Annotated in this window: 15 protein-coding genes; 1 reads left to right on the top strand and 14 read right to left on the bottom strand. The window is 61.8% G+C overall.

Annotated features, from left to right (window positions below; genetic code table 11):
- Positions 1-35 precede the first annotated feature (35 nt).
- Positions 36-5,639, bottom strand: a complete 5,604-nt coding sequence (locus tag OKW30_RS28250) for a hypothetical protein (protein ID WP_429348231.1) — start codon at positions 5,637-5,639, stop codon at positions 36-38.
- Between the two features lie 151 nt (positions 5,640-5,790).
- On the opposite strand from OKW30_RS28250, the gene OKW30_RS28245 reads away from it, so the two are divergent.
- A complete protein-coding gene (locus tag OKW30_RS28245; protein ID WP_221307971.1) occupies positions 5,791-6,168 on the top strand; it encodes a hypothetical protein in 378 nt (125 codons plus the stop codon).
- A gap of 348 nt (positions 6,169-6,516) precedes the next feature.
- On the opposite strand, the gene OKW30_RS28240 is transcribed toward OKW30_RS28245, so the two are convergent.
- The 13 genes from OKW30_RS28240 to gltA all read right to left on the bottom strand — a co-directional run bounded on the left by OKW30_RS28240 (position 6,517) and on the right by gltA (position 20,657).
- Positions 6,517-8,061: a TolC family protein gene (locus tag OKW30_RS28240; protein ID WP_221307970.1), complete on the bottom strand. Its 1,545-nt coding sequence runs from the start codon at positions 8,059-8,061 to the stop codon at positions 6,517-6,519.
- 740 nt (positions 8,062-8,801) lie between these two features.
- Complete coding sequence (locus OKW30_RS28235) at positions 8,802-10,052, bottom strand: acyl-CoA dehydrogenase family protein (protein ID WP_429348230.1); 1,251 nt, start codon at positions 10,050-10,052, stop codon at positions 8,802-8,804.
- A 61-nt stretch (positions 10,053-10,113) separates the two neighbouring features.
- Positions 10,114-10,878, bottom strand: coding sequence for an SDR family oxidoreductase (locus OKW30_RS28230; RefSeq protein ID WP_429349181.1), 765 nt, complete (start codon positions 10,876-10,878; stop codon positions 10,114-10,116).
- 87 nt (positions 10,879-10,965) lie between these two features.
- Positions 10,966-11,982, bottom strand: coding sequence for a phosphotransferase (locus tag OKW30_RS28225; protein ID WP_429349180.1), 1,017 nt, complete (start codon positions 11,980-11,982; stop codon positions 10,966-10,968).
- Positions 11,983-12,008: 26 nt separating this feature from the next.
- Positions 12,009-12,683, bottom strand: coding sequence for a histidine phosphatase family protein (locus OKW30_RS28220; RefSeq protein ID WP_429348229.1), 675 nt, complete (start codon positions 12,681-12,683; stop codon positions 12,009-12,011).
- 105 nt (positions 12,684-12,788) lie between these two features.
- Entirely contained in the window at positions 12,789-13,688 is a 900-nt protein-coding gene (locus OKW30_RS28215) for a LysR family transcriptional regulator (RefSeq protein WP_184074427.1), read from the bottom strand.
- A gap of 106 nt (positions 13,689-13,794) precedes the next feature.
- Complete coding sequence (locus OKW30_RS28210) at positions 13,795-13,977, bottom strand: hypothetical protein (protein WP_184074418.1); 183 nt, start codon at positions 13,975-13,977, stop codon at positions 13,795-13,797.
- 589 nt (positions 13,978-14,566) lie between these two features.
- The gene (locus OKW30_RS28205) at positions 14,567-15,850 is read right to left on the bottom strand and encodes a methyl-accepting chemotaxis protein (protein ID WP_429348228.1); all 1,284 of its coding nucleotides are present in this window, start codon (positions 15,848-15,850) and stop codon (positions 14,567-14,569) included.
- Between the two features lie 114 nt (positions 15,851-15,964).
- Positions 15,965-16,276: a high-potential iron-sulfur protein gene (locus OKW30_RS28200; protein ID WP_429348227.1), complete on the bottom strand. Its 312-nt coding sequence runs from the start codon at positions 16,274-16,276 to the stop codon at positions 15,965-15,967.
- Between the two features lie 8 nt (positions 16,277-16,284).
- Positions 16,285-17,742, bottom strand: a complete 1,458-nt coding sequence (locus OKW30_RS28195) for an NAD(P)(+) transhydrogenase (Re/Si-specific) subunit beta (RefSeq protein ID WP_429348226.1) — start codon at positions 17,740-17,742, stop codon at positions 16,285-16,287.
- Entirely contained in the window at positions 17,742-18,083 is a 342-nt protein-coding gene (locus OKW30_RS28190) for an NAD(P) transhydrogenase subunit alpha (protein WP_187629648.1), read from the bottom strand. Before OKW30_RS28190 ends, OKW30_RS28195 begins: the two co-directional genes overlap by 1 nt.
- 23 nt (positions 18,084-18,106) lie before the next feature.
- Positions 18,107-19,249, bottom strand: coding sequence for a Re/Si-specific NAD(P)(+) transhydrogenase subunit alpha (locus OKW30_RS28185; RefSeq protein WP_429348225.1), 1,143 nt, complete (start codon positions 19,247-19,249; stop codon positions 18,107-18,109).
- A gap of 115 nt (positions 19,250-19,364) precedes the next feature.
- Entirely contained in the window at positions 19,365-20,657 is a 1,293-nt protein-coding gene (gene gltA / locus OKW30_RS28180) for a citrate synthase (RefSeq protein WP_429348224.1), read from the bottom strand.
- Positions 20,658-20,687 lie beyond the last annotated feature (30 nt).

The raw sequence follows: 20,687 nt of genomic DNA, 5'->3' as shown, positions 1-20,687 counted from the left end.
GGCGTCGGTGAGCGAAATTACTGCTTCGTATCGGGTTATTCCCGGCCCCCCAAGCCAAAGGCCCCTGTCCCGTCCTTCCGTGTAATAGCCATTCGTGCTAGTCGCCGATAATGTAAAGCCGTTGAAGCTTGTGAGCGAGTTCGTTGTTTCAAAGTCCTCATGATTCGAGTAAATGTTTGTCTCGGGGACGTCAACATCCGCGTCAGCATCCGCATCCGCATCGGCATCGGCATCGGCATCAGCGTCCGCATCGTCAGCGTCGGCATCAGCGTCCGCATCGGAATCGGCATCCGCATCGGCATCCGCATCGGCATCGGCATCCGCATCGGCATCCGCATCGGCATCGGCATCCGCATCGGCATCCGCATCCGCATCCGCATCCGCATCCGCATCCGCATCCGCATCCGCATCCGCATCCGCATCCGCATCCGCATCCGCATCCGCATCCGCATCCGCATCCGCATCCGCATCCGCATCCGCATCCGCATCGGCGTCAGCATCCGCGTCAGCATCAGCGTCCGCGTCAGTATCGGCGTCGGCATCCGCATCCGCATCCGCATCCGCATCTGAGTCGGCGTCAGCATCGGCATCGGCATCCGCGTCAGCGTCAGCATCAGCATCGGCATCCGCGTCAGCATCCGCATCCGCATCCGCATCCGCATCCGCATCAGCATCAGCATCCGCATCCGCATCTGCGTCCGCATCGGCGTCAGCATCAGCGTCCGCATCGGAATCGGCATCCGCATCCGCATCCGCATCCGCGTCAGCATCCGCATCGGCATCAGCATCGGCATCAGCATCGGCATCAGCATCGGCATCAGCATCGGCATCAGCATCGGCATCAGCATCGGCATCAGCATCGGCATCAGCATCCGCGTCCGCATCGGCGTCAGCGTCCGCGTCCGCGTCCGCATCCGCATCCGCATCCGCATCCGCATCCGCATCCGCATCCGCATCGGCATCCGCATCGGCATCCGCATCAGCGTCCGCATCGGCATCTGCATCTGCATCTGCATCTGCATCTGCATCTGCATCTGCATCAGCATCCGAGTCGGCATCAGCGTCAGCATCCGCGTCCGCATCCGCATCCGCATCCGCATCCGCGTCAGCATCGGCATCGGCATCAGCATCCGCATCCGCATCCGCGTCGGCATCCGCATCGGCGTCAGCATCCGCATCGGCGTCAGCATCCGCATCGGCGTCAGCATCCGCATCTGCATCCGAGTCGGCGTCAGCATCGGCGTCAGCGTCAGCGTCAGCATCCGCATCCGCATCCGCATCCGCATCCGCATCCGCATCCGCATCCGCGTCAGCATCGGCATCCGCGTCAGCATCGGCATCCGCGTCAGCATCGGCATCGGCATCGGCATCGGCATCGGCATCGGCATCGGCATCGGCATCGGCATCGGCATCAGCATCAGCATCCGCGTCAGCATCCGCGTCAGCATCCGCGTCAGCATCGGCGTCCGCATCGGCATCGGCATCCGCATCGGCGTCAGCATCCGCATCGGCATCCGCGTCAGCATCCGCATCCGCATCCGCATCCGCATCGGCATCGGCATCCGCGTCCGCATCGGCATCGGCATCGGCATCGGCATCGGCATCGGCATCCGCGTCAGCATCAGCATCAGCATCAGCATCAGCATCAGCATCAGCATCAGCATCAGCATCAGCATCAGCATCAGCATCAGCATCAGCATCAGCATCAGCGTCCGCATCGGCATCGGCATCCGCGTCCGCATCGGCATCAGCATCAGCATCCGCGTCGGCATCCGCGTCGGCATCCGCGTCGGCATCCGCGTCGGCATCAGCATCAGCATCAGCATCCGCATCCGCATCAGCGTCTGCATCCGCGTCCCCATCTGCATCTGCATCTGCATCAGCATCCGAGTCGGCATCAGCGTCAGCATCCGCATCCGCGTCCGCATCGGCGTCAGCATCCGCGTCCGCGTCCGCATCCGCATCCGCATCCGCATCGGCGTCAGCATCCGCATCCGCATCCGCATCGGCGTCAGCATCCGCATCCGCATCCGCATCCGCGTCGGCATCCGCATCCGCGTCAGCATCGGCGTCAGCATCGGCATCCGCGTCAGCATCGGCATCGGCATCGGCATCGGCATCGGCATCGGCATCGGCATCGGCATCGGCATCGGCGTCAGCATCGGCATCCGCGTCGGCATCCGCGTCGGCATCCGCATCGGCATCCGCATCGGCATCCGCATCCGCGTCAGCATCCGCGTCAGCATCCGCATCGGCATCAGCATCAGCATCAGCATCGGCATCGGCATCGGCATCAGCATCGGCATCGGCATCAGCATCGGCATCGGCATCAGCATCCGCGTCCGCGTCCGCATCGGCATCAGCATCAGCATCCGCGTCGGCATCAGCATCAGCATCAGCATCGGCATCGGCATCAGCATCGGCATCGGCATCAGCATCCGCGTCCGCATCGGCATCAGCATCAGCATCCGCATCGGCATCTGCATCTGCATCGGCGTCAGCATCTGCATCAGCGTCCGCATCCGCGTCCCCATCTGCATCGGCATCTGCATCAGCATCCGAGTCGGCATCAGCGTCAGCATCCGCATCCGCATCCGCATCGGCATCGGCATCGGCGTCAGCATCCGCATCCGCATCGGCATCGGCGTCAGCATCCGCATCCGCATCCGCATCCGCATCCGCATCCGCATCCGCATCCGCGTCAGCATCGGCATCGGCATCCGCGTCGGCATCCGCATCGGCGTCAGCATCCGCATCGGCGTCAGCATCCGCATCGGCGTCAGCATCCGCATCTGCATCCGAGTCGGCGTCAGCATCGGCGTCAGCGTCAGCGTCAGCGTCAGCGTCAGCGTCAGCATCCGCATCCGCATCCGCGTCGGCATCGGCATCGGCATCCGCGTCAGCATCAGCATCAGCATCAGCATCAGCGTCCGCATCGGCATCGGCATCCGCGTCCGCATCGGCATCAGCATCAGCATCCGCGTCGGCATCAGCATCGGCATCCGCGTCCGCATCGGCATCAGCATCAGCATCAGCATCAGCATCAGCATCAGCATCAGCATCAGCATCAGCATCAGCGTCTGCATCGGCATCCGCATCGGCATCTGCATCGGCGTCAGCATCTGCATCAGCGTCCGCATCCGCGTCCCCATCTGCATCTGCATCTGCATCTGCATCAGCATCCGAGTCGGCATCAGCGTCAGCATCCGCATCCGCGTCCGCATCGGCGTCAGCATCCGCGTCGGCATCAGCATCCGCATCCGCGTCCGCATCGGCATCAGCATCAGCATCCGCGTCGGCATCAGCATCAGCATCAGCATCAGCATCAGCATCAGCGTCAGCATCCGCATCCGCATCCGCATCCGCATCCGCGTCTGCATCGGCATCGGCATCCGCATCGGCATCTGCATCTGCATCGGCGTCAGCATCTGCATCAGCGTCCGCATCCGCGTCCCCATCTGCATCGGCATCTGCATCAGCATCCGAGTCGGCATCAGCGTCAGCATCCGCATCCGCATCCGCATCGGCATCGGCGTCAGCATCCGCATCCGCATCCGCATCCGCATCCGCATCCGCGTCAGCATCGGCATCGGCATCGGCATCCGCGTCGGCATCCGCATCGGCGTCAGCATCCGCATCGGCGTCAGCATCCGCATCGGCGTCAGCATCCGCATCTGCATCCGAGTCGGCGTCAGCATCGGCGTCAGCGTCAGCGTCAGCATCCGCATCCGCATCCGCGTCGGCATCCGCATCCGCATCCGCGTCAGCATCGGCATCCGCGTCAGCATCGGCATCGGCATCGGCATCGGCATCGGCATCGGCATCGGCATCGGCATCAGCATCAGCATCCGCGTCAGCATCCGCGTCCGCATCGGCATCGGCATCCGCATCGGCGTCAGCATCCGCATCGGCATCCGCATCCGCATCCGCATCCGCATCGGCATCGGCATCGGCATCGGCATCGGCATCCGCGTCAGCATCAGCATCAGCGTCCGCATCGGCATCCGCGTCCGCATCGGCATCCGCATCAGCATCCGCGTCGGCATCCGCGTCCGCATCAGCATCCGCATCAGCATCAGCATCAGCATCAGCATCAGCATCAGCATCAGCATCAGCATCAGCATCAGCATCAGCATCAGCATCAGCATCAGCATCAGCATCAGCATCAGCATCAGCATCAGCATCAGCATCAGCATCAGCATCAGCATCAGCATCAGCATCAGCATCAGCATCAGCATCAGCATCAGCATCAGCATCAGCATCAGCATCAGCATCAGCATCAGCGTCTGCATCGGCATCCGCATCCGCATCGGCATCTGCATCGGCGTCAGCATCTGCATCAGCGTCCGCATCCGCGTCCCCATCTGCATCTGCATCTGCATCAGCATCCGAGTCGGCATCAGCGTCAGCATCCGCATCCGCGTCCGCATCGGCGTCAGCATCCGCGTCGGCATCAGCATCCGCATCCGCATCCGCATCGGCGTCAGCATCGGCATCAGCATCCGCATCCGCGTCGGCATCCGCATCGGCGTCAGCATCCGCATCTGCATCCGAGTCGGCATCAGCATCCGCATCAGCATCAGCATCGGCATCCGCGTCAGCATCGGCATCCGCGTCAGCATCCGCGTCAGCATCCGCGTCAGCATCCGCGTCAGCATCCGCATCCGCATCCGCATCCGCATCCGCATCCGCATCCGCATCCGCATCAGCGTCCGCATCCGCATCGGCGTCCGCATCGGCGTCCGCATCGGCGTCCGCATCGGAATCGGCATCCGCATCCGCGTCAGCATCCGCGTCAGCATCCGCATCGGCATCAGCATCAGCATCAGCATCGGCATCGGCATCAGCATCGGCATCGGCATCAGCATCCGCGTCCGCGTCCGCGTCCGCGTCCGCATCGGCGTCAGCGTCCGCATCCGCATCCGCATCGGCATCCGCATCCGCATCCGCATCGGCATCCGCATCCGCATCCGCATCCGCATCCGCATCCGCATCCGCATCCGCATCCGCATCCGCATCGGCATCCGCATCCGCATCCGCATCCGCATCCGCATCCGCATCGGCGTCCGCATCGGCGTCCGCATCGGCATCCGCGTCGGCATCAGCATCAGCATCAGCATCCGCGTCTGCATCGGCATCGGCATCCGCATCGGCATCGGCATCCGCATCGGCGTCAGCATCTGCATCAGCGTCCGCATCCGCATCGGCGTCCGCATCCGCATCCGCATCCGCATCCGCGTCAGCATCCGCATCCGCATCAGCATCGGCATCCGCATCCGCATCCGCATCCGCATCCGCATCCGCATCCGCATCCGCATCCGCATCCGCATCCGCATCTGCATCCGCGTCCGCATCTGCATCCGCGTCCGCATCGGCGTCAGCATCCGCATCCGCGTCCGCATCCGCATCCGCATCCGCATCCGCATCCGCGTCAGCATCCGCATCCGCATCAGCATCGGCATCCGCATCCGCATCCGCATCCGCATCCGCATCGGCATCCGCGTCAGCATCGGCATCGGCATCGGCATCTGCATCGGCATCGGCATCTGCATCGGCATCTGCATCTGCATCTGCATCTGCATCGGAATCAGCGTCCGCATCCGTATCGTCGTCAACTGCACCCGGCGGCGTCTGTTCATCCACTACAGCAGGAGCGCTGCCGCCATTACCACCACCGCTCGCGGCAGCAATCCCCGCACCCAGCGCGGCAAGCGCACCCAGGCCCAGGAGGCCGAAGCCCACCAGACCGACACCCGGCGCGGCGACGAGATTCGCGCCGAAACCGTTCAGTTGCGCCGCACCCAGAACCAGAGGCGAGTCCGCGCCATCCACAAGAAAAGCGGCCTCACGATCATCCTCGCCGTCCGCAGCGATATATTCGTGATACGACCCGTCTTCACCCAGGCCGACCAGCTCGCCTTCATTGCCGTAGAAGTCCTCAATGATCAGTTGCGGCTGGTCGAGCTCCGCCCCTTCCAGGCTGACCAGAAGATTCTTGCCGGAGCGTCGCACGGTAATGTTTTCGGGGCCGTGGCCGGTCTTGCTCTCGGCCAGAATGAATTTGCCACCTTTGATGGCGCTTACACGAACGGGAGCGCCTTGCGCGGACCCGCGCAATTCAACAGTCTGCTTGATGGTGCTGCCGTCGACAACGGCCAGCTTCACTGAACTGGTACTCATAGTAGTGCCTCTTTGAGTGCGTATGTTGGCCCACCTGGCCAGCGTATAGATAGAAAATGGCGACATGGCAGTCGCAAGAGTGCTGCTCTACCCCTATTCTTGATGAGTGAGCAATAAAACGAAATATGACGAGTTCGAATTTGACGAGACAGGAACGAGGCATTTCCCGGCACGGGAATCGCGAGCAGCGGTGCCTATGCACGATTGCGTAAGGGCTAAACAGGCAGTTGTCCGACGTTTCTCGTCTGTGCGCCAGACGCAAAAAGGGCCGCCATCCAGAAAGGAAGGCAGCCCATCGCGAAGCCCTGTATCCGGTGCGGCTCTGATTCGCAACACCTAACCGCTGGAGCGCCCGGTCTCCAGCCAGTCAACCAGCGAACCCGCGGATGTGTGCTCCCGCAGTACCGCCGCGTAGCCATCGAACCGGTTCGTCACTTCGCTCACGCTGTTGCCGTAGTGATCGTTCTCCGCAAGGAGCACATCGAGCAGGGTTCGTTTGCCCAGGTGGTACCACTGTTCGAAGAAGGCCTTGCGCACCTGATCGGTTTCAGCGGAGAGGCGTTTGTACTGCTCCGCACGGCTGAGCATGGTGTGCGCATCCTGATCCGCGGTGCGAATGCCATACTCGAGGTCACGCCGCTGCTGGTCGAGGCGCTGCCACGAAGCCTGTGCCCGGTGCCCTGCCGCAGCCGTCGCCGCCTGCGTCGAACCGCCGCGGAATGCCGCCCAGTTGAGCGTCAACATGGTTTGCCATGGCGCACGTTGTCCCGCGCCCGTGCCTCCGATTCCGGCATTCGCATTGACAACCCAATTCACCGACGGCAGGCCCGACGCTTTCACCACTTTGGCATTCAGGTCGGCCGCATTTGCCTCGGACTGAATCTGATGCAAGCTCGGATGAGCATTCACCCGCTCCAGGAGTTGCGGCAGATTGCCCGGTTGGAGCGGCCAGTCGCGCGCGTGCGGAATCGGCGGTACGCTTTCGCCCAGCAGCTTTTGCAACGCCAGTTCCGCATCACGTGCCTTCGCTTGCGCTGAATCGCGCGCAGCTTCAGCCTGCAGCAGACGCGCCTTGGCCTGCGTGAGTTCGCTGCCGCGACCACGGTCGACAGCCACAATTTCGCTGAGCATCTTCACGAGCGTGGCCATACGCTCAACAAATTGCTGGCTCACGTCAACGATCGTGCGCTGCTTGCCCAGTTCAACGAGCGTGCTCGTCACCTCGAACGCATTCTGATTGCGGGCCGCTACATAACTACTGAGCGCGGCATCCGAGAGTTGTTCACGACTTCCGATTGTGTTCTTTGTGCGCCCCCAGTCGTACACCGTTGTCGTGACGTTCGCCGTCACTACGTTCCCGTTGTTGGAGCCATTTCGATTACCGGGACCAAATTGCACACCCTGTGTCTGCGAACCGATGTCAACTTGCGGCCACCGCAAGCCTTTCGCTTCGTCGACGTCTGATTTCGCGGCTTCGTAGGCGGCATACGCCTGCCCGACTTCGGGACTGCGCTTCTCCGCTTCCTCGACGGCGCTCAGGAAGATACGGCGCAGCGTGGCGGAATCCACCGGAGGCCCTCCCTCGCTACTGGACGGTTGCGTTTCGAGCCACTGTGAGAACGTCACCGGAGGAGCATGGCTTCCCGGGGTCGACGGCTGTTTAATCTCGACCGGAGTCGATCTGCTTGCAGTTGCTGCATCGCTCGCCAGCGCCAGATCAGACTTCGTTTGAGCGCCCGCAATGGCACTCGCCGGCAAGGCGAGCACGACCAGCAGCGACGAAACCAGCCATGACAGGGGGCGGAGCCGCAAACCGGAGAGGCCATCCCCGTTGGTGAGGGGCGCGGCAGCCTGTACGTCAGGAAAATCGTTTCGAGTCATGATCGTAACCGGTTAGATTGAAATATGTGGTGCGACACCCGAACCGCAATCCAGACTCAGAAAACAATGAAGCAATGCTCGTCGTTTAAAGGATCGATTCAGCTAATTCGGGTGACCTTGGTGAACGAAACACGAGATTTCGTACTGGCTCCAATTGTCCGGATATCGGTCACCCCGCGAAATCAGACAGCCGCGACAACATAGTGAGACTGGTACGAATTTTTCGTTCGCAGTCTTTCGCAAGCACTGATTTCCGCGCGCGATTGTCTGACCAGATAGGGCTGCCCGTATCGACAGTGGCCAACCCATTGCTCGCCTATTTTCATCGAACCGTTGGCGCGAGAGCGGCGTGTTGAACAGGCGTGCGGCGAGGTGCGGATAGGGCACGTTCATGGCTGTGCCGAACAGTGAAGTTGTCACACGATTTCCTGCCGCAGTCGAAATTCCTGGGAGCAGCATCATTTCTGACTGGTTCGATACAATGCAAAATGTTATTCCCGTACCATCTCATTTATGTTCTTGAGATTCGCACGGAGATAGCCATGAAGCCTTTCTCTCTGATTGAATTTTCGAACTCGCACAGCCATGCAAGCATCGCGAACCATGCCCATCCGTCTCGTTCCCGTGGGCATGCTGTCGGTGCTGCGAAATCTGTTTGGCGCGCGTCGTGAATTCGCGACGAGGAGTATTCTTCGGCAAGGTGCCGCAACACGTTGACGTCGCCCGGCCACTCGCCGCGGTCAGTCCCGTGCAGGCATTATCAGATAGGCATTGGTTGCTCCGGCAACGTACGGCCGTGCCTTGATTTCCATGCGCGCAATGCCTTGCAAATGCACTTCATCTGGACCGTCGGCAAAGCGCAGCGCGCGTGCCCAGGTCCAGTTGTCGGCCAATGGCGTATCAGGGCTCAGTCCCATCGCACCGAAAACCTGCATCGCTCGCTCGCAAACATTGGCGTACACCGTTGGCACGAGCGCCTTGATCATCGAGATCTCCTTGCGCGCTTCTTTGGCCCCAACCCGGTCGATCATCCAGGCCGCCTTCAGCACGAGCAGCCTCGCCTGCTCGATTTCGATGCGCGACTTCGCGATCCATTCGCCGACCGCGCCGTGCTCATGCAGCGCCTTGCCGAACGTCGTGCGCGACTGAGCGCGCTCGACCATCAATTCGAGAGCAAGCTCGGCCGCGCCGATCGAGCGCATGCAGTGGTGGATGCGCCCCGGTCCAAGACGCGCCTGAGCCAGCGCGAAACCGCTGCCCTCTTCACCGAGCAGATTGGCTGCCGGTACCCGAACATCGCGGAACACGATCTCGCAGTGCCCTTCCGGCGCAACGTGATTGACCACCGTTATGTTGCGCACGATCTCGACACCTGCGGTGTCCCTGGGGACGAGAATCATGCTCTGCTGCCGGTGCGCCGGTGCCTGCTGGTCGGTCTTGCCCATCACGATGAACAACTTGCAATGAGGATGCGCGGCGTTCGTGATGAACCATTTGTGGCCGTTGATCACATAGTCGTCGCCGTCCCGGCGAATCGAGGTCGTAATGTTGGTCGCATCCGAAGACGCGACCTCAGGTTCCGTCATCGCGAAAGCCGAGCGAATCCTGCCATCGAGCAACGGCGTCAGCCACTGGTCACGCTGGGCAGGCGTAGCGAACATGTGCAGCAGTTCCATGTTGCCGGTGTCGGGCGCGTTGCAGTTGAAGACTTCCGACGCCCACGACACCCGCCCCATGATTTCCGCGAGCGGCGCGTATTCCAGATTGGTCAGCCGCGTGCCCGGCTCGTCGTCCCGCAGATGCGGCAGGAACAGGTTCCACAGGCCCTCGGCACGAGCCTGCTCCTTGAGCGACTCCATGAACGACACAGGGTACTGCCCCTGGTTCACCTCATCGTGCCACTGCCGGATGCGCGGGACGATGTGTTTATCCATGAAGGCGCGCAACTGCTCGCACAACGCTTCGACCTTGGGGCTATAGCCAAAATCCATGATGATTCTTCCTTGCAAAATGTCCGCTTGAAACGACTGAGACCGTGCCTGCCGCCAATGGCTAGATCGTCAAACCGCCGTCGACGACAATGCATTCGCCGTTCGTATAACTGGCCGCATCAGAAACCAGATACAGCACCGTTCCCGCCATTTCGCGGGGCTCCGCGTGGCGGCGCAGTGGAATCTTCGAGAGCCAACGATCATAAGTTTCCTGATCCTCGAACAGGGCGCCGGCGAAACGGGTCTTCGTCAACCCTGGCAGCAGCGCGTTCACGCGGATACCCAGCGGGCCGCACTCCTTCGCGAACGCACGCGTCATATTGACGACGGCGGCTTTCGTGATCGAGTAGATGGCCTGTTTGTCGCCCGGTTGCAGCGCGTTGACCGACGCCGTATTGACGATAGCCCCGCCGCCGTTATCGCGCATCAGCTTGCCTGCCTCGACAGACATGAAGAAGTAGCCGCGCAGGTTCACCTCGACTGTCTTTTCGAACGCCGCCAGATCGGTATCGAGCACATGCCCAAAATACGGATTTGCGGCGGCGTTATTGACCAGAATATCCAGGCGCCCGTGCTGGCTGCGGATGGTCTGGAATGCAAGAAGAATGTCGTCAACCCGGCCGACGTGGCATGCAAGCGCCTGCGCGCTCCCGCCGGCCGACCGGATCCCGCCGACCACACCTTCACAGTCCTCCAGCTTGCGGCTCGAGACAATCACATGCGCGCCCTGCTCGGCGAGCAGCTTCGCAATTTCCTCGCCAATGCCGCGGCTCGCACCGGTCACGAGCGCAATCTTTCCCATCAGATCAAATAAATTCGTCGTCACAACTGTCTCCAATATTCGGCGTCACCTGAATCCTGCCGATTCCTCACACACGCCACCAACGCGTGCACGTCCCGTCCGCATCAAAGGTCAACGAAGATCAACGCCCATCTGCGCGAGCGTACCGGCCATCTCACCAACCTGGCGCGCCTTGTCGCTCGACGCATTGCCGTCCAGCGCCCGCTTCTTGACGCCCTGCGCGATCGCTGCGAGCCGGAAGAAGCTGAACGCCAGGTAGAAGTTCCAGTCTGCGATTGACGAAATCCCGCGACGCCGGCAGTAGCGCTCAACCAGGGCAGGTTCGTCGGGAATGCCCAGTGAGTTGCGATTCAGCCCGCTGAGCCCGGTGATATACCCCTCAGGGGGCAGCCGCAGGCACATGCAGAAGTACGCTAGGTCTGCCAGCGGGTTGCCGAGCGTTGACAATTCCCAGTCGAGAATCGCGCGGACTGTTGGCGCGTTTTGCTCGAATATGAGGTTATCGAGGCGAAAATCGCCGTGCACCAGCGACGGTCGATCCGATTCGGCAGGACAATGCGCGGGCAGCCACTCGATCAACGCGTCCACCGCCGGCAGCGTCCCGGTCTCCGCGGCGCGATACTGCTTGGTCCATACACCGATCTGACGCTCGAAATAGTTGCCGCTGCGGCCATAGTCCGACAGCCCGACCGCATCAACGTCCACGTCATGCAGGACTGCCATCGTTTCGATCAGCGATTCATAAAGCGAGCCGCGGTCGCTGGCCGCCATTTCTGGCAGTGCCGGATTCCAGAAAATGCGCCCTTCCTTGTAGCTCATCACGTAGAACAGGCTGCCGATCACATCGCGATCTTCGCAAAGATGCAACGCTCGGGCGACCGGCACCGGTGTATTTGCAAGTGCGGCCAGCACGCGGAATTCACGGTCGACGGCATGCGCCGATTTCATTAGCGTTCCCGGCGGCTGCCGGCGTAGCACGTAGCGGCCGCTGCGCGCGTGCAGCAGGAACGTCGGATTCGACTGCCCACCGGCGAATTTCTCCACGGTCATGGGGCCTTCGAAACCCGGCACGTGCGACGCGAGGTAGTGGGAGAGTTTGTCGGCGTCGAAATAAAGGTTATCGTTCATGAGGTGCAAAACATCCTGAAACGGGGTCAACCATAGGTGACGAATTCGCGGCGCTCGGGGCGATCGAGGTGAGGCACGCAATTGAAGCTGGCTAGCGACATCGCATCAGCGTTGAAGAAATACTGGCAGACGCTGCTGTTTCGCATCTGCATGTTGAGCGCGATGGCGGTGGCGTCCGGCGCCTGCAACACCTGCTGTGCGACAACCGCGATCGGGCCGCCCGAACTGACCAGCAGCACGCGTTGACCACCGCCGCGCTGGATCGCTAGCCGCGCATCCCGAACGTGCCCCTGAAACTGCTGCCACGTCTCCGGGACGGGACCGGGAAGCCGGTCTTCCGACCACAGGTGGAGCACCTGCTTGAGACCGACGTAGAAGTCTCGCTTAGTGCCTTGCGCGAGCGCGCTCAATGCCGGGTTGTCGTCACCCGCCGCCCGATAGAGCGCATCGAAGTCGTATTCATTCAGTCCGGCATGTTGCGTCATCTCGACGACAGGACTGCCCAATCCTTCAAGAATCGCATCCGCCGTCTGCCGATGGCGCCGCATCGTGCCAATGACGACGCGATCGAAACACAGTTTGGAATCGGCAAAGTATTCGCCAAGCCAACGCGCCTGGCGCGTTCCGATGTCTGAGAGCCGGTCATAGTTCTCGGCGCCGAAGGACGCCTGGCCATGCCGTATCAAATGGAGTTCTGCCATGCGATCCCTCATAAGTCCTGATCGACAGCATACGCAGCTCGATATCATTCCAAAAATTTATTATTGTGATTACGCGTCATAAAATATGGTGATAACACTACCCCGCTATGCGCTCGTCTCTCCCATCAGGCGGGTGACCTGTTCTCGCAACCAGCGATGCGCCGGATCTTCAGCGGCACTGCGGTGCCAGTAACAGCGCGACTCCATCTCGGGCAGGTCGAACGGCAGCTCGAGGATGCGGGCATCGTAGCGTTGCAGCAGCATGAGCGGTGCGGTCAGCACGAGGTCCGTACGCATTGCGATCAACGGTGCAACCAGGTAGTGCTGCACGCGCGTCAGGATCGTTCGCCTGACGCCGAGCTTGTTGAGTTCGGCGTCGACGAGCCCCAGGCCTTGCCGCCGGCTCGAGACGTGGATATGGCCGAGCCTGAGGTAATCGTCCATCGACAGTTTCTTGCGTGCGAACGGTTGATCGTGGCGCAGCATGCACGCATATCGATCCCGGCCCAGCGGCGCCTGTTCGAGGTGAGGGTCATCGATCAGAGGGGCGTCGATGGCGAGATTCACGGCGCCGTTGGCCAGCGCATCCGGAATGTTGCTTCGGGGAGTGAAGTAGCTTTCAATACGGATGCCCGGGGCCAGCCGCTGCAACACCTCTTCCAGCCCGGGCAGCAACAGCGCTTCGGTCAGGTCTGTCATGCTGAGCCGGAACACGCGTTCAGAAGCCGCCGGGTCGAACTGCTCGCCCGCGTGCGCGCTCGAGTCAAGCAGCTGCAGCGCTTCGCGCACCCGCCCAATGATGTTCTCCGTGAGGGGCGTCGGCGCCATGCCGGTCGAGGTGCTGACAAATAGCGGATCGTTGAGCGATTTGCGCATGCGCGCCAGCGCATTGCTGACGGCGGGTTGCGTGATGAAGAGCATCTCCGCGGCGCGCGTGAGATTGCGCGTCCTGTAGATCGCCTCGAAAACGACGAACAGATTCAGATCGATCTTTGACAAAGGCACGATGGCATTTCCTGATCGACGCTGCCGGACCCTGGTGGCGCGGTTCGCGACCACCTTTCTCTTGCAGTCCTTGCGCCGGCGCGGCATCGCCGCGCCGCATGGCGCCTTAGCTCGTTTCCGCGTGCAGCATCTCGGAACAGGCTTCGCTGGCGACCAGCTCGCGAATGTTGTTGGCAAAGCGCTGCAAAGCATGCAGGGATCCGTACACGCTCTTGTACTCTTCACGGCCGATCCGGCCTTCGAGCACGAGCAGCATACCCGAGTCGTTCGCAATCTTTTCGATATCCATCGCAACCTCCACTCAAATGTCGACGCATGCGCCGGCTTTCCTTACCCGGGCTACAGAGAAGCTCGCATTGCCGGCCGCCGCGGCTCGGGAGGAAACACGCACCACGATCCGTCGTCGTGGCGGAAAAAGAAAATCGCCAGGGCTCCCGACGCCCGAAGCGACTCCACACGTACACATCGCATAGACCGCGACTTCGCGTAATTCATCCGGGTCAAACTGATCGGCGAAGCCGGCGTGGGGGCAAGCCATTTCTCGATCAGGCTTCGCAAAGACTCTACGTTGCTGCTCATTTCCTACTCCTTTACCTTCAGCACCCACGGCCGGCGATCTAGCGGGCTCCTGCCATCAGCGTCCGTGCCCGACACACCGCCTATATGAAACGTTACTAAACATAGGTCATGATACAAAATAATGGCGAACAAAATAGACAGGGGATACCCTGTCTTTTCTGGCCGCCGTGGTGGCATTCCGGTTGCTAGCCGTTTCTTACGTCCGACGATTCCTCCAGCACGAGGAAGATGGCGGTCTCCATGAAACTCGCGTCGAGCGCCTTGGCATTATCAGCGCCCGAAACCCTGGTCGCCCAAGCTCAGGTCGCTGTGCCGCATGCCTGCGAGCGGACCTCGAAGACTGCAATCGCACACCGCTGGGCGGCGACCTGGTCCTCCAGCGAGAGCGCCGCTTGCGCGGCCTGCTCGACCACGGCAGCATTGTTGCGAAGCACCTGATCCATGCGATTCACCGCATCGTTCACCTGCCCGATCCCGCTGCGCTGTTCTTCTGAAGCTTCGAAGATGCTGTCGTTGATTTCGACCACGCGCTGGATCGCACGCCGAACGTCCTCCATGGCACGTGCCACCCGGTCGGCATGTGCGGCCCCGCCTGAGATGGACTCGACCGAGTTGCTGACCAACACCTTGATTTCCTTCGCCGCATTAGCCGCCCGTTGCGCGAGGCTGCGCACCTCCCCTGCGACGACAGCGAACCCCCTGCCGTGCTCACCGGCACGCGCCGCCTCGACGGCGGCGTTCAGCGCAAGAATATTGGTCTGAAACGCGATCCCTTCGATCAGCGCGGTGATTTCCACGATCTTCGCCGAGCTGGCCGAAATCGTGCCCATCGTGCCGCGCATCTGCTCGACCGCCGCCGCGCTCGTATCGGCCGCGAGCGACGCCGCGTTGGCACACTCCGCAGCCTGGCGAACATGATCCGCATTGCGTTGAACCGACAGGATCAGGTCGCCCATGCTCGCCGCAGTTTCCTCAAGCGAGGAAGCCTGCCGCCTCGAGCCAGACGATAGGTCCGCGCTGCCTTCCGCTATCTGGCTCGATGCACGCTGGATCGCATCACTCGACCCCTTGATCGTATGCACAACGGTGCGACCGATTGCGTCGGACAACGCGTCGCCGGTTTCAGTCAGTTCGTCGATCGAGAAGGCCGCCATGTCCAGATTGCCGGAGCGAAGCACCTCGACAATGTCGTCGGATTGCGTCCGGAAGGCGGCCAGGACCTTCGCTACCCGGTCGGCCAGTCTGCGCTCATCCATCGTCGCGATCTTTGCCGGATAGTAGTCACGCCAAGCCACATCGAGCTTCTTCTGCTCCTTGCCGATATCTGCCACGAGATCCGCCGCCCTCTCCTGTTCGTGCAACGCCTGGATGTAACGCATCTGCAGGCGGATCTTCAGCGCCGCCGCTTGCATCGCGGCGAGATCTTCGATCGGCACGGTACTCGCCGAACACATGCTGCCCATGTCGGTGCTGAGCCTTGCGAGACCGCGCAGACCCATGAGACCGATAACCACCATCAGCGCCACGCAGACGCTGAGCGTCAGCATGACCTTGAACCGGATTGTCCCCGCGAAAGCTCCCATACGGCCAGCCTTTGACTTTCGTATTACGAACTATCTATTTTGCCGTCCTGCTGCCGCGCCTCTTACTGGCGTTGCCAAGTGACGCTTCAGAGACCGCCGATACGGTCGGCTACGTCAGGCTTTCCTGCTATAGGCACTGCACCAGCCCTTGCCCTCGACCTGCTTGCCTCCGAACATCGGGCAAGCCGCGAACGCGTCGCTCGGCTTGCCCTGATAGAAGGTGCAATTCCCGCAGATCTGACCGGCCGCGTACTTCGCGTACCTCGCCTTGTCGACCTTGGTCGCGTCGGACTTGTAGCCGAGTGCCTGAGCCGTGGAGTCAGTGTCCGATAACTTCGGCGAATCGGCGAATGCAAGGCTCGAAAGTGCCAGACTCGAAGCGACACCGGCGGTCGTGATCATAAAAGTACGGCGAGATGTTTTCATGCAGGTCGTTACGCCGCCTTAACCATATCCTCGATCACCTTCTTCGCATCACCGAACACCATCATCGTCTTGTCCATGTAGAACAGGTCGTTGTCGAGTCCGGCATAGCCCGCGGCCATCGAACGCTTGTTGACGATCACCGTGCGCGCCTTGTACGCCTCAATGATCGGCATGCCCGCGATCGGCGACTTCGGATCGTTCTTCGCCGCCGGATTCACCACGTCGTTCGCGCCGAGCACCAGCACCACGTCGACCTGGCCGAACTCGCCGTTGATATCGTCCATTTCATAGACCATGTCGTAGGCGACTTCGGCTTCGGCGAGCAGCACGTTCATGTGTCCCGGCATCCGGCCGGCCACCGGGTGAATCGCGTACTTCACCTCGATACCCTTCTCGACGAGCTTGTCGGTCAACTCCTTCAATGCATGCTGCGCGCGCGCCACGGCCAGCCCGTAACCCGGCACGATCACCACGGTTTCGGCATTGCCGAGCATGAAGGCCGCATCGTCGGCCGAACCGGATTTCACCGGACGCTGCTCGGCCGAACCACCTGCGGCCGCCGCGCCCGCCTCGTTGCCGAAGCCGCCCAGAATCACGTTGAAGAACGAGCGGTTCATCGCCCGGCACATAGACATGATGTACGACAGGATCGCACCGGATGAGCCGACCAGCGAACCCGCGATGATCAGCATCGGATTGTTCAGCGAGAAGCCGATGCCCGCCGCCGCCCAGCCCGAGTACGAGTTGAGCATGGACACCACCACCGGCATATCCGCACCGCCGATCGGAATAATGATCAGCACGCCCAGCACGAACGCGATCAGCGTCATGATGATGAACGGCAGCCACGACTGCGTGAGGAAGAACAGAATGCCGAAGCCGAGCATCGCCAGTGCCAGCATCAGGTTGATCAGATGCTGGCCGCCGTACACGACCGGCGCGCCCTGAAACAGCCGGAACCTGTACTTGCCCGACAGCTTGCCGAACGCGATCACCGAACCCGAGAACGTGATCGCGCCGACGAACGTGCCGATGAACAGCTCGATACGGTTACCGTACGGCAGGAAACCCGGCGCCGTATTCTCCGGATCGACGAGGCCGAACGCGGCCGGCTCCGACACCACCGCATACGCGATACACACGGCCGCGAGACCGATCAGCGAGTGCATGGCCGCGACCAGTTCCGGCATCTTGGTCATCTCGACGCGCGCGGCGACGAACGCGCCCACCGCGCCGCCGACCACCAGCGCGACCAGCAGCAAACCGAGACCCAGAACGAGGTTCGAGCCGAGCCCGTTCGCCTGCTTGATGATCAGCGCGATGGTGGTGAGGATCGCGATCGCCATCCCGGCCATGCCGAAGGTATTGCCGATGCGCGCCGTCTTCGGATTCGACAGCCCTTTAAGCGCCTGGATGAAGCAGACCGACGCGACCAGATAAAGCAGCGTGACGACGTTCAGACTCATTACGCGTTCTCCCTGGTCGTGGATTGTGCCTTGTCAGCGGGGAGCTTCTTCGGCTCTTTCTTGCGGAACATCTCCAGCATTCGTCGTGTGACGAGAAAGCCGCCGAATACGTTGACCGCCGACAGCGCGACCGCGAGCGTGCCGAAGAACTTGCCGGGCGTGCCCAAAGTCAGGCCCGCGGCGAGCATTGCGCCGACGATCACGATCGCCGAAATCGCGTTGGTCACGGCCATCAGCGGCGTGTGCAGCGCGGGCGTGACGTTCCAGACCACGTGGTAGCCGACGTAAATCGCCAGCACGAAAATGATCAGATTGATGACGGTGTGGTTGACGACTTCCATCGCCGTTCTCCTTTAGTGGTTGCTCAGGCCTTGCGCGTGACTTCGCCGTCACGGGCCAGCAGCGTGGCCGCGACGATGTCGTCCGCGAGATCGATGGTGAGTGTCCCTTCCTTCGTGATGATCAGCTTGAGGAAGTCGAGCAGATTGCGCGCGTATAAAGACGACGCGTCGGCGGGCACCATCGAGGCCAGATTCGTATAGCCGACGATGATCACACCATGTTTCGTGACGACCTGGTCCGCTTCGGTCAGCGGACAGTTGCCGCCGCGCCGGCCTTCATACTCCGCGCCGCGTCCGGCGGCGAGATCCACCAGTACGGAGCCGGGTTTCATCGCCTGCATGGTTTTCACTGAAATCAAGGTCGGCGCGGCGCGGCCCGGAATCAACGCGGTGGAGATCACCACGTCCGCCTGTTTGGCGCGCTCGTGGACCAGCGCCGACTGGCGTTGCAGCCATGAAGGCGGCATCGGCCGCGCATAGCCGCCGACGCCTTGCGCGGCTTCGCGCTCCTCGTCGGTTTCGTAGGGCACGTCGAGAAACTTCGCGCCGAGCGACTCGATCTGCTCTTTCACGGCCGGCCGCACGTCCGACGCCTCGATCACCGCACCCAGACGCTTGGCGGTCGCGATCGCCTGCAAGCCCGCGACGCCAGCGCCGAGAATCAGCACGCGCGCGGCCTTCACGGTGCCGGCCGCGGTCATCAGCATCGGCATGAAGCGCGGATAGAGCGTGGCGGCCAATAAAACCGCCTTGTAGCCCGCAATGTTCGCCTGCGACGACAGCACGTCGAGACTTTGTGCCCGCGTGGTGCGTGGCGCGGCTTCGAGCGCGAAGGCGGTGACACCCGCGGAGGCGAGCTTCGATGAGTTTTCGGTATTGAACGGATCGAGCATGCCGACCAGCACCGCGCCGCGTTTGAGCAACGGCAATTCGGCGTCGGTGGGCGACTGGACCTTCAGGACGAGATCGGCGCCGAACGCGGTCGCCGCGTCGACGATCTCCGCGCCGGCGGCCGTAAAGGCATCGTCAGGAAAGCTGGCGCCGGTGCCGGCGCCGCTCTGGATCGTGACCCGGTGGCCCTGGGTCACATACTTCCTGACCGTTTCGGGCGTCGCGGCGACGCGGGTTTCGTGCGCGCGCGTCTCGGCTGGCACTCCGATGTGCATATACCCTCTTTCGACGTCGTGGGAACGTTTTATTAAATGAAACGAGCCAGATTTGCCGTCACGCGAGACGGCAAATCCGCATCACAGGGACAAGTTGACAATGTCCGCATACGAACTAGCGAGCAGCTACTCTGCGAGCACCGTTTCCGACGAACAACTGACGTGGACGACCAATCTTCTGTTCCGGATCGGCGATCATTTCGTTCCACTGCGCAATCCAGCCGACCGTACGTGCCATCGCGAAGATACACGTGAACATCGCCGTCGGGATGCCCAGTGCACGTTGCACGATGCCCGAGTAGAAGTCGACGTTCGGGTACAGCTTGTGCGACACGAAATATTCGTCTTCGAGCGCGATCTTTTCCAGCGCCATCGCGAGCTTGAACAGCGGGTCGTCGTGCAGGCCCAGCTCTTCGAGCACTTCGTGGCAGGTTTCGCGCATCAGCTTCGCGCGCGGATCGTAGTTCTTGTACACGCGGTGGCCGAAGCCCATCAGCTTCACGCCCGAATTCTTGTCCTTCACCTTCGCGATGAAGTCGGGAATGTTATCGACCGAGCCGATTTCTTCCAGCATGTTCAGCGCGGCTTCGTTCGCGCCGCCGTGCGCCGGGCCCCACAGACACGCGATACCCGCCGCGATACACGCGAACGGATTCGCGCCCGACGAACCGGCGAGCCGCACGGTCGACGTCGACGCGTTCTGCTCGTGGTCCGCGTGCAGGATCAGGATACGGTCGAGCGCGCGCACCAGCACGTCGTTGACCTCGTACTCTTCGCACGGGTTCGAGAACATCATGCGCATGAAGTTCGCGCTGTACGGCAGGTCGTTCTTCGGATACACGAACGGCTGGCCGATGCTGTACTTGTACGCCATCGCGACCAGCGTGGGCAGCTTCGCGATCATACGGATCGCCGACACTTCGCGGTGACGCGGGTTATTGATGTCGAGCGAGTCGTGATAGAACGCGGACAGCGCGCCGACCGCGGCGACCAGAATTGCCATCGGATGCGCGTCGCGGCGGAAGCCGCGGAAGAAGAACTGCATCTGCTCGTGCACCATCGTGTGGTTCGTGACCGTCTTCACGAATTCGGCCTTCTGCTGCGCGTTCGGCAGTTCGCCCTTCAGCAGCAGGTAGCAGGTTTCGAGGAAGTCGGCGTTCTGCGCGAGGTTGTCGATCGGGTAGCCGCGGTACAGCAGTTCGCCCTTGTCGCCGTCGATGTAGGTAATCGCCGAATTGCAAGCCGCCGTCGACATGAAGCCCGGGTCGTACGTGAACTTGCCGGTCTGGCCGTACAGTTTGCGAATGTCGATCACATCCGGGCCAAGCGTGCCCTTGTAAATCGGCATTTCGACACTCGGCGAATTGTCACTGAAGGACAACGTCGCCTTGATCGCTAAGTGTTCCATATCTATTTGGTTTTCCAAAATAATAAGGTC

This window comes from Paraburkholderia sp. Clong3, from assembly GCF_050436485.1.
GTDB lineage: Bacteria > Pseudomonadota > Gammaproteobacteria > Burkholderiales > Burkholderiaceae > Paraburkholderia > Paraburkholderia tuberum.
This window is presented reverse-complemented; position numbering and strand designations above follow the sequence as displayed.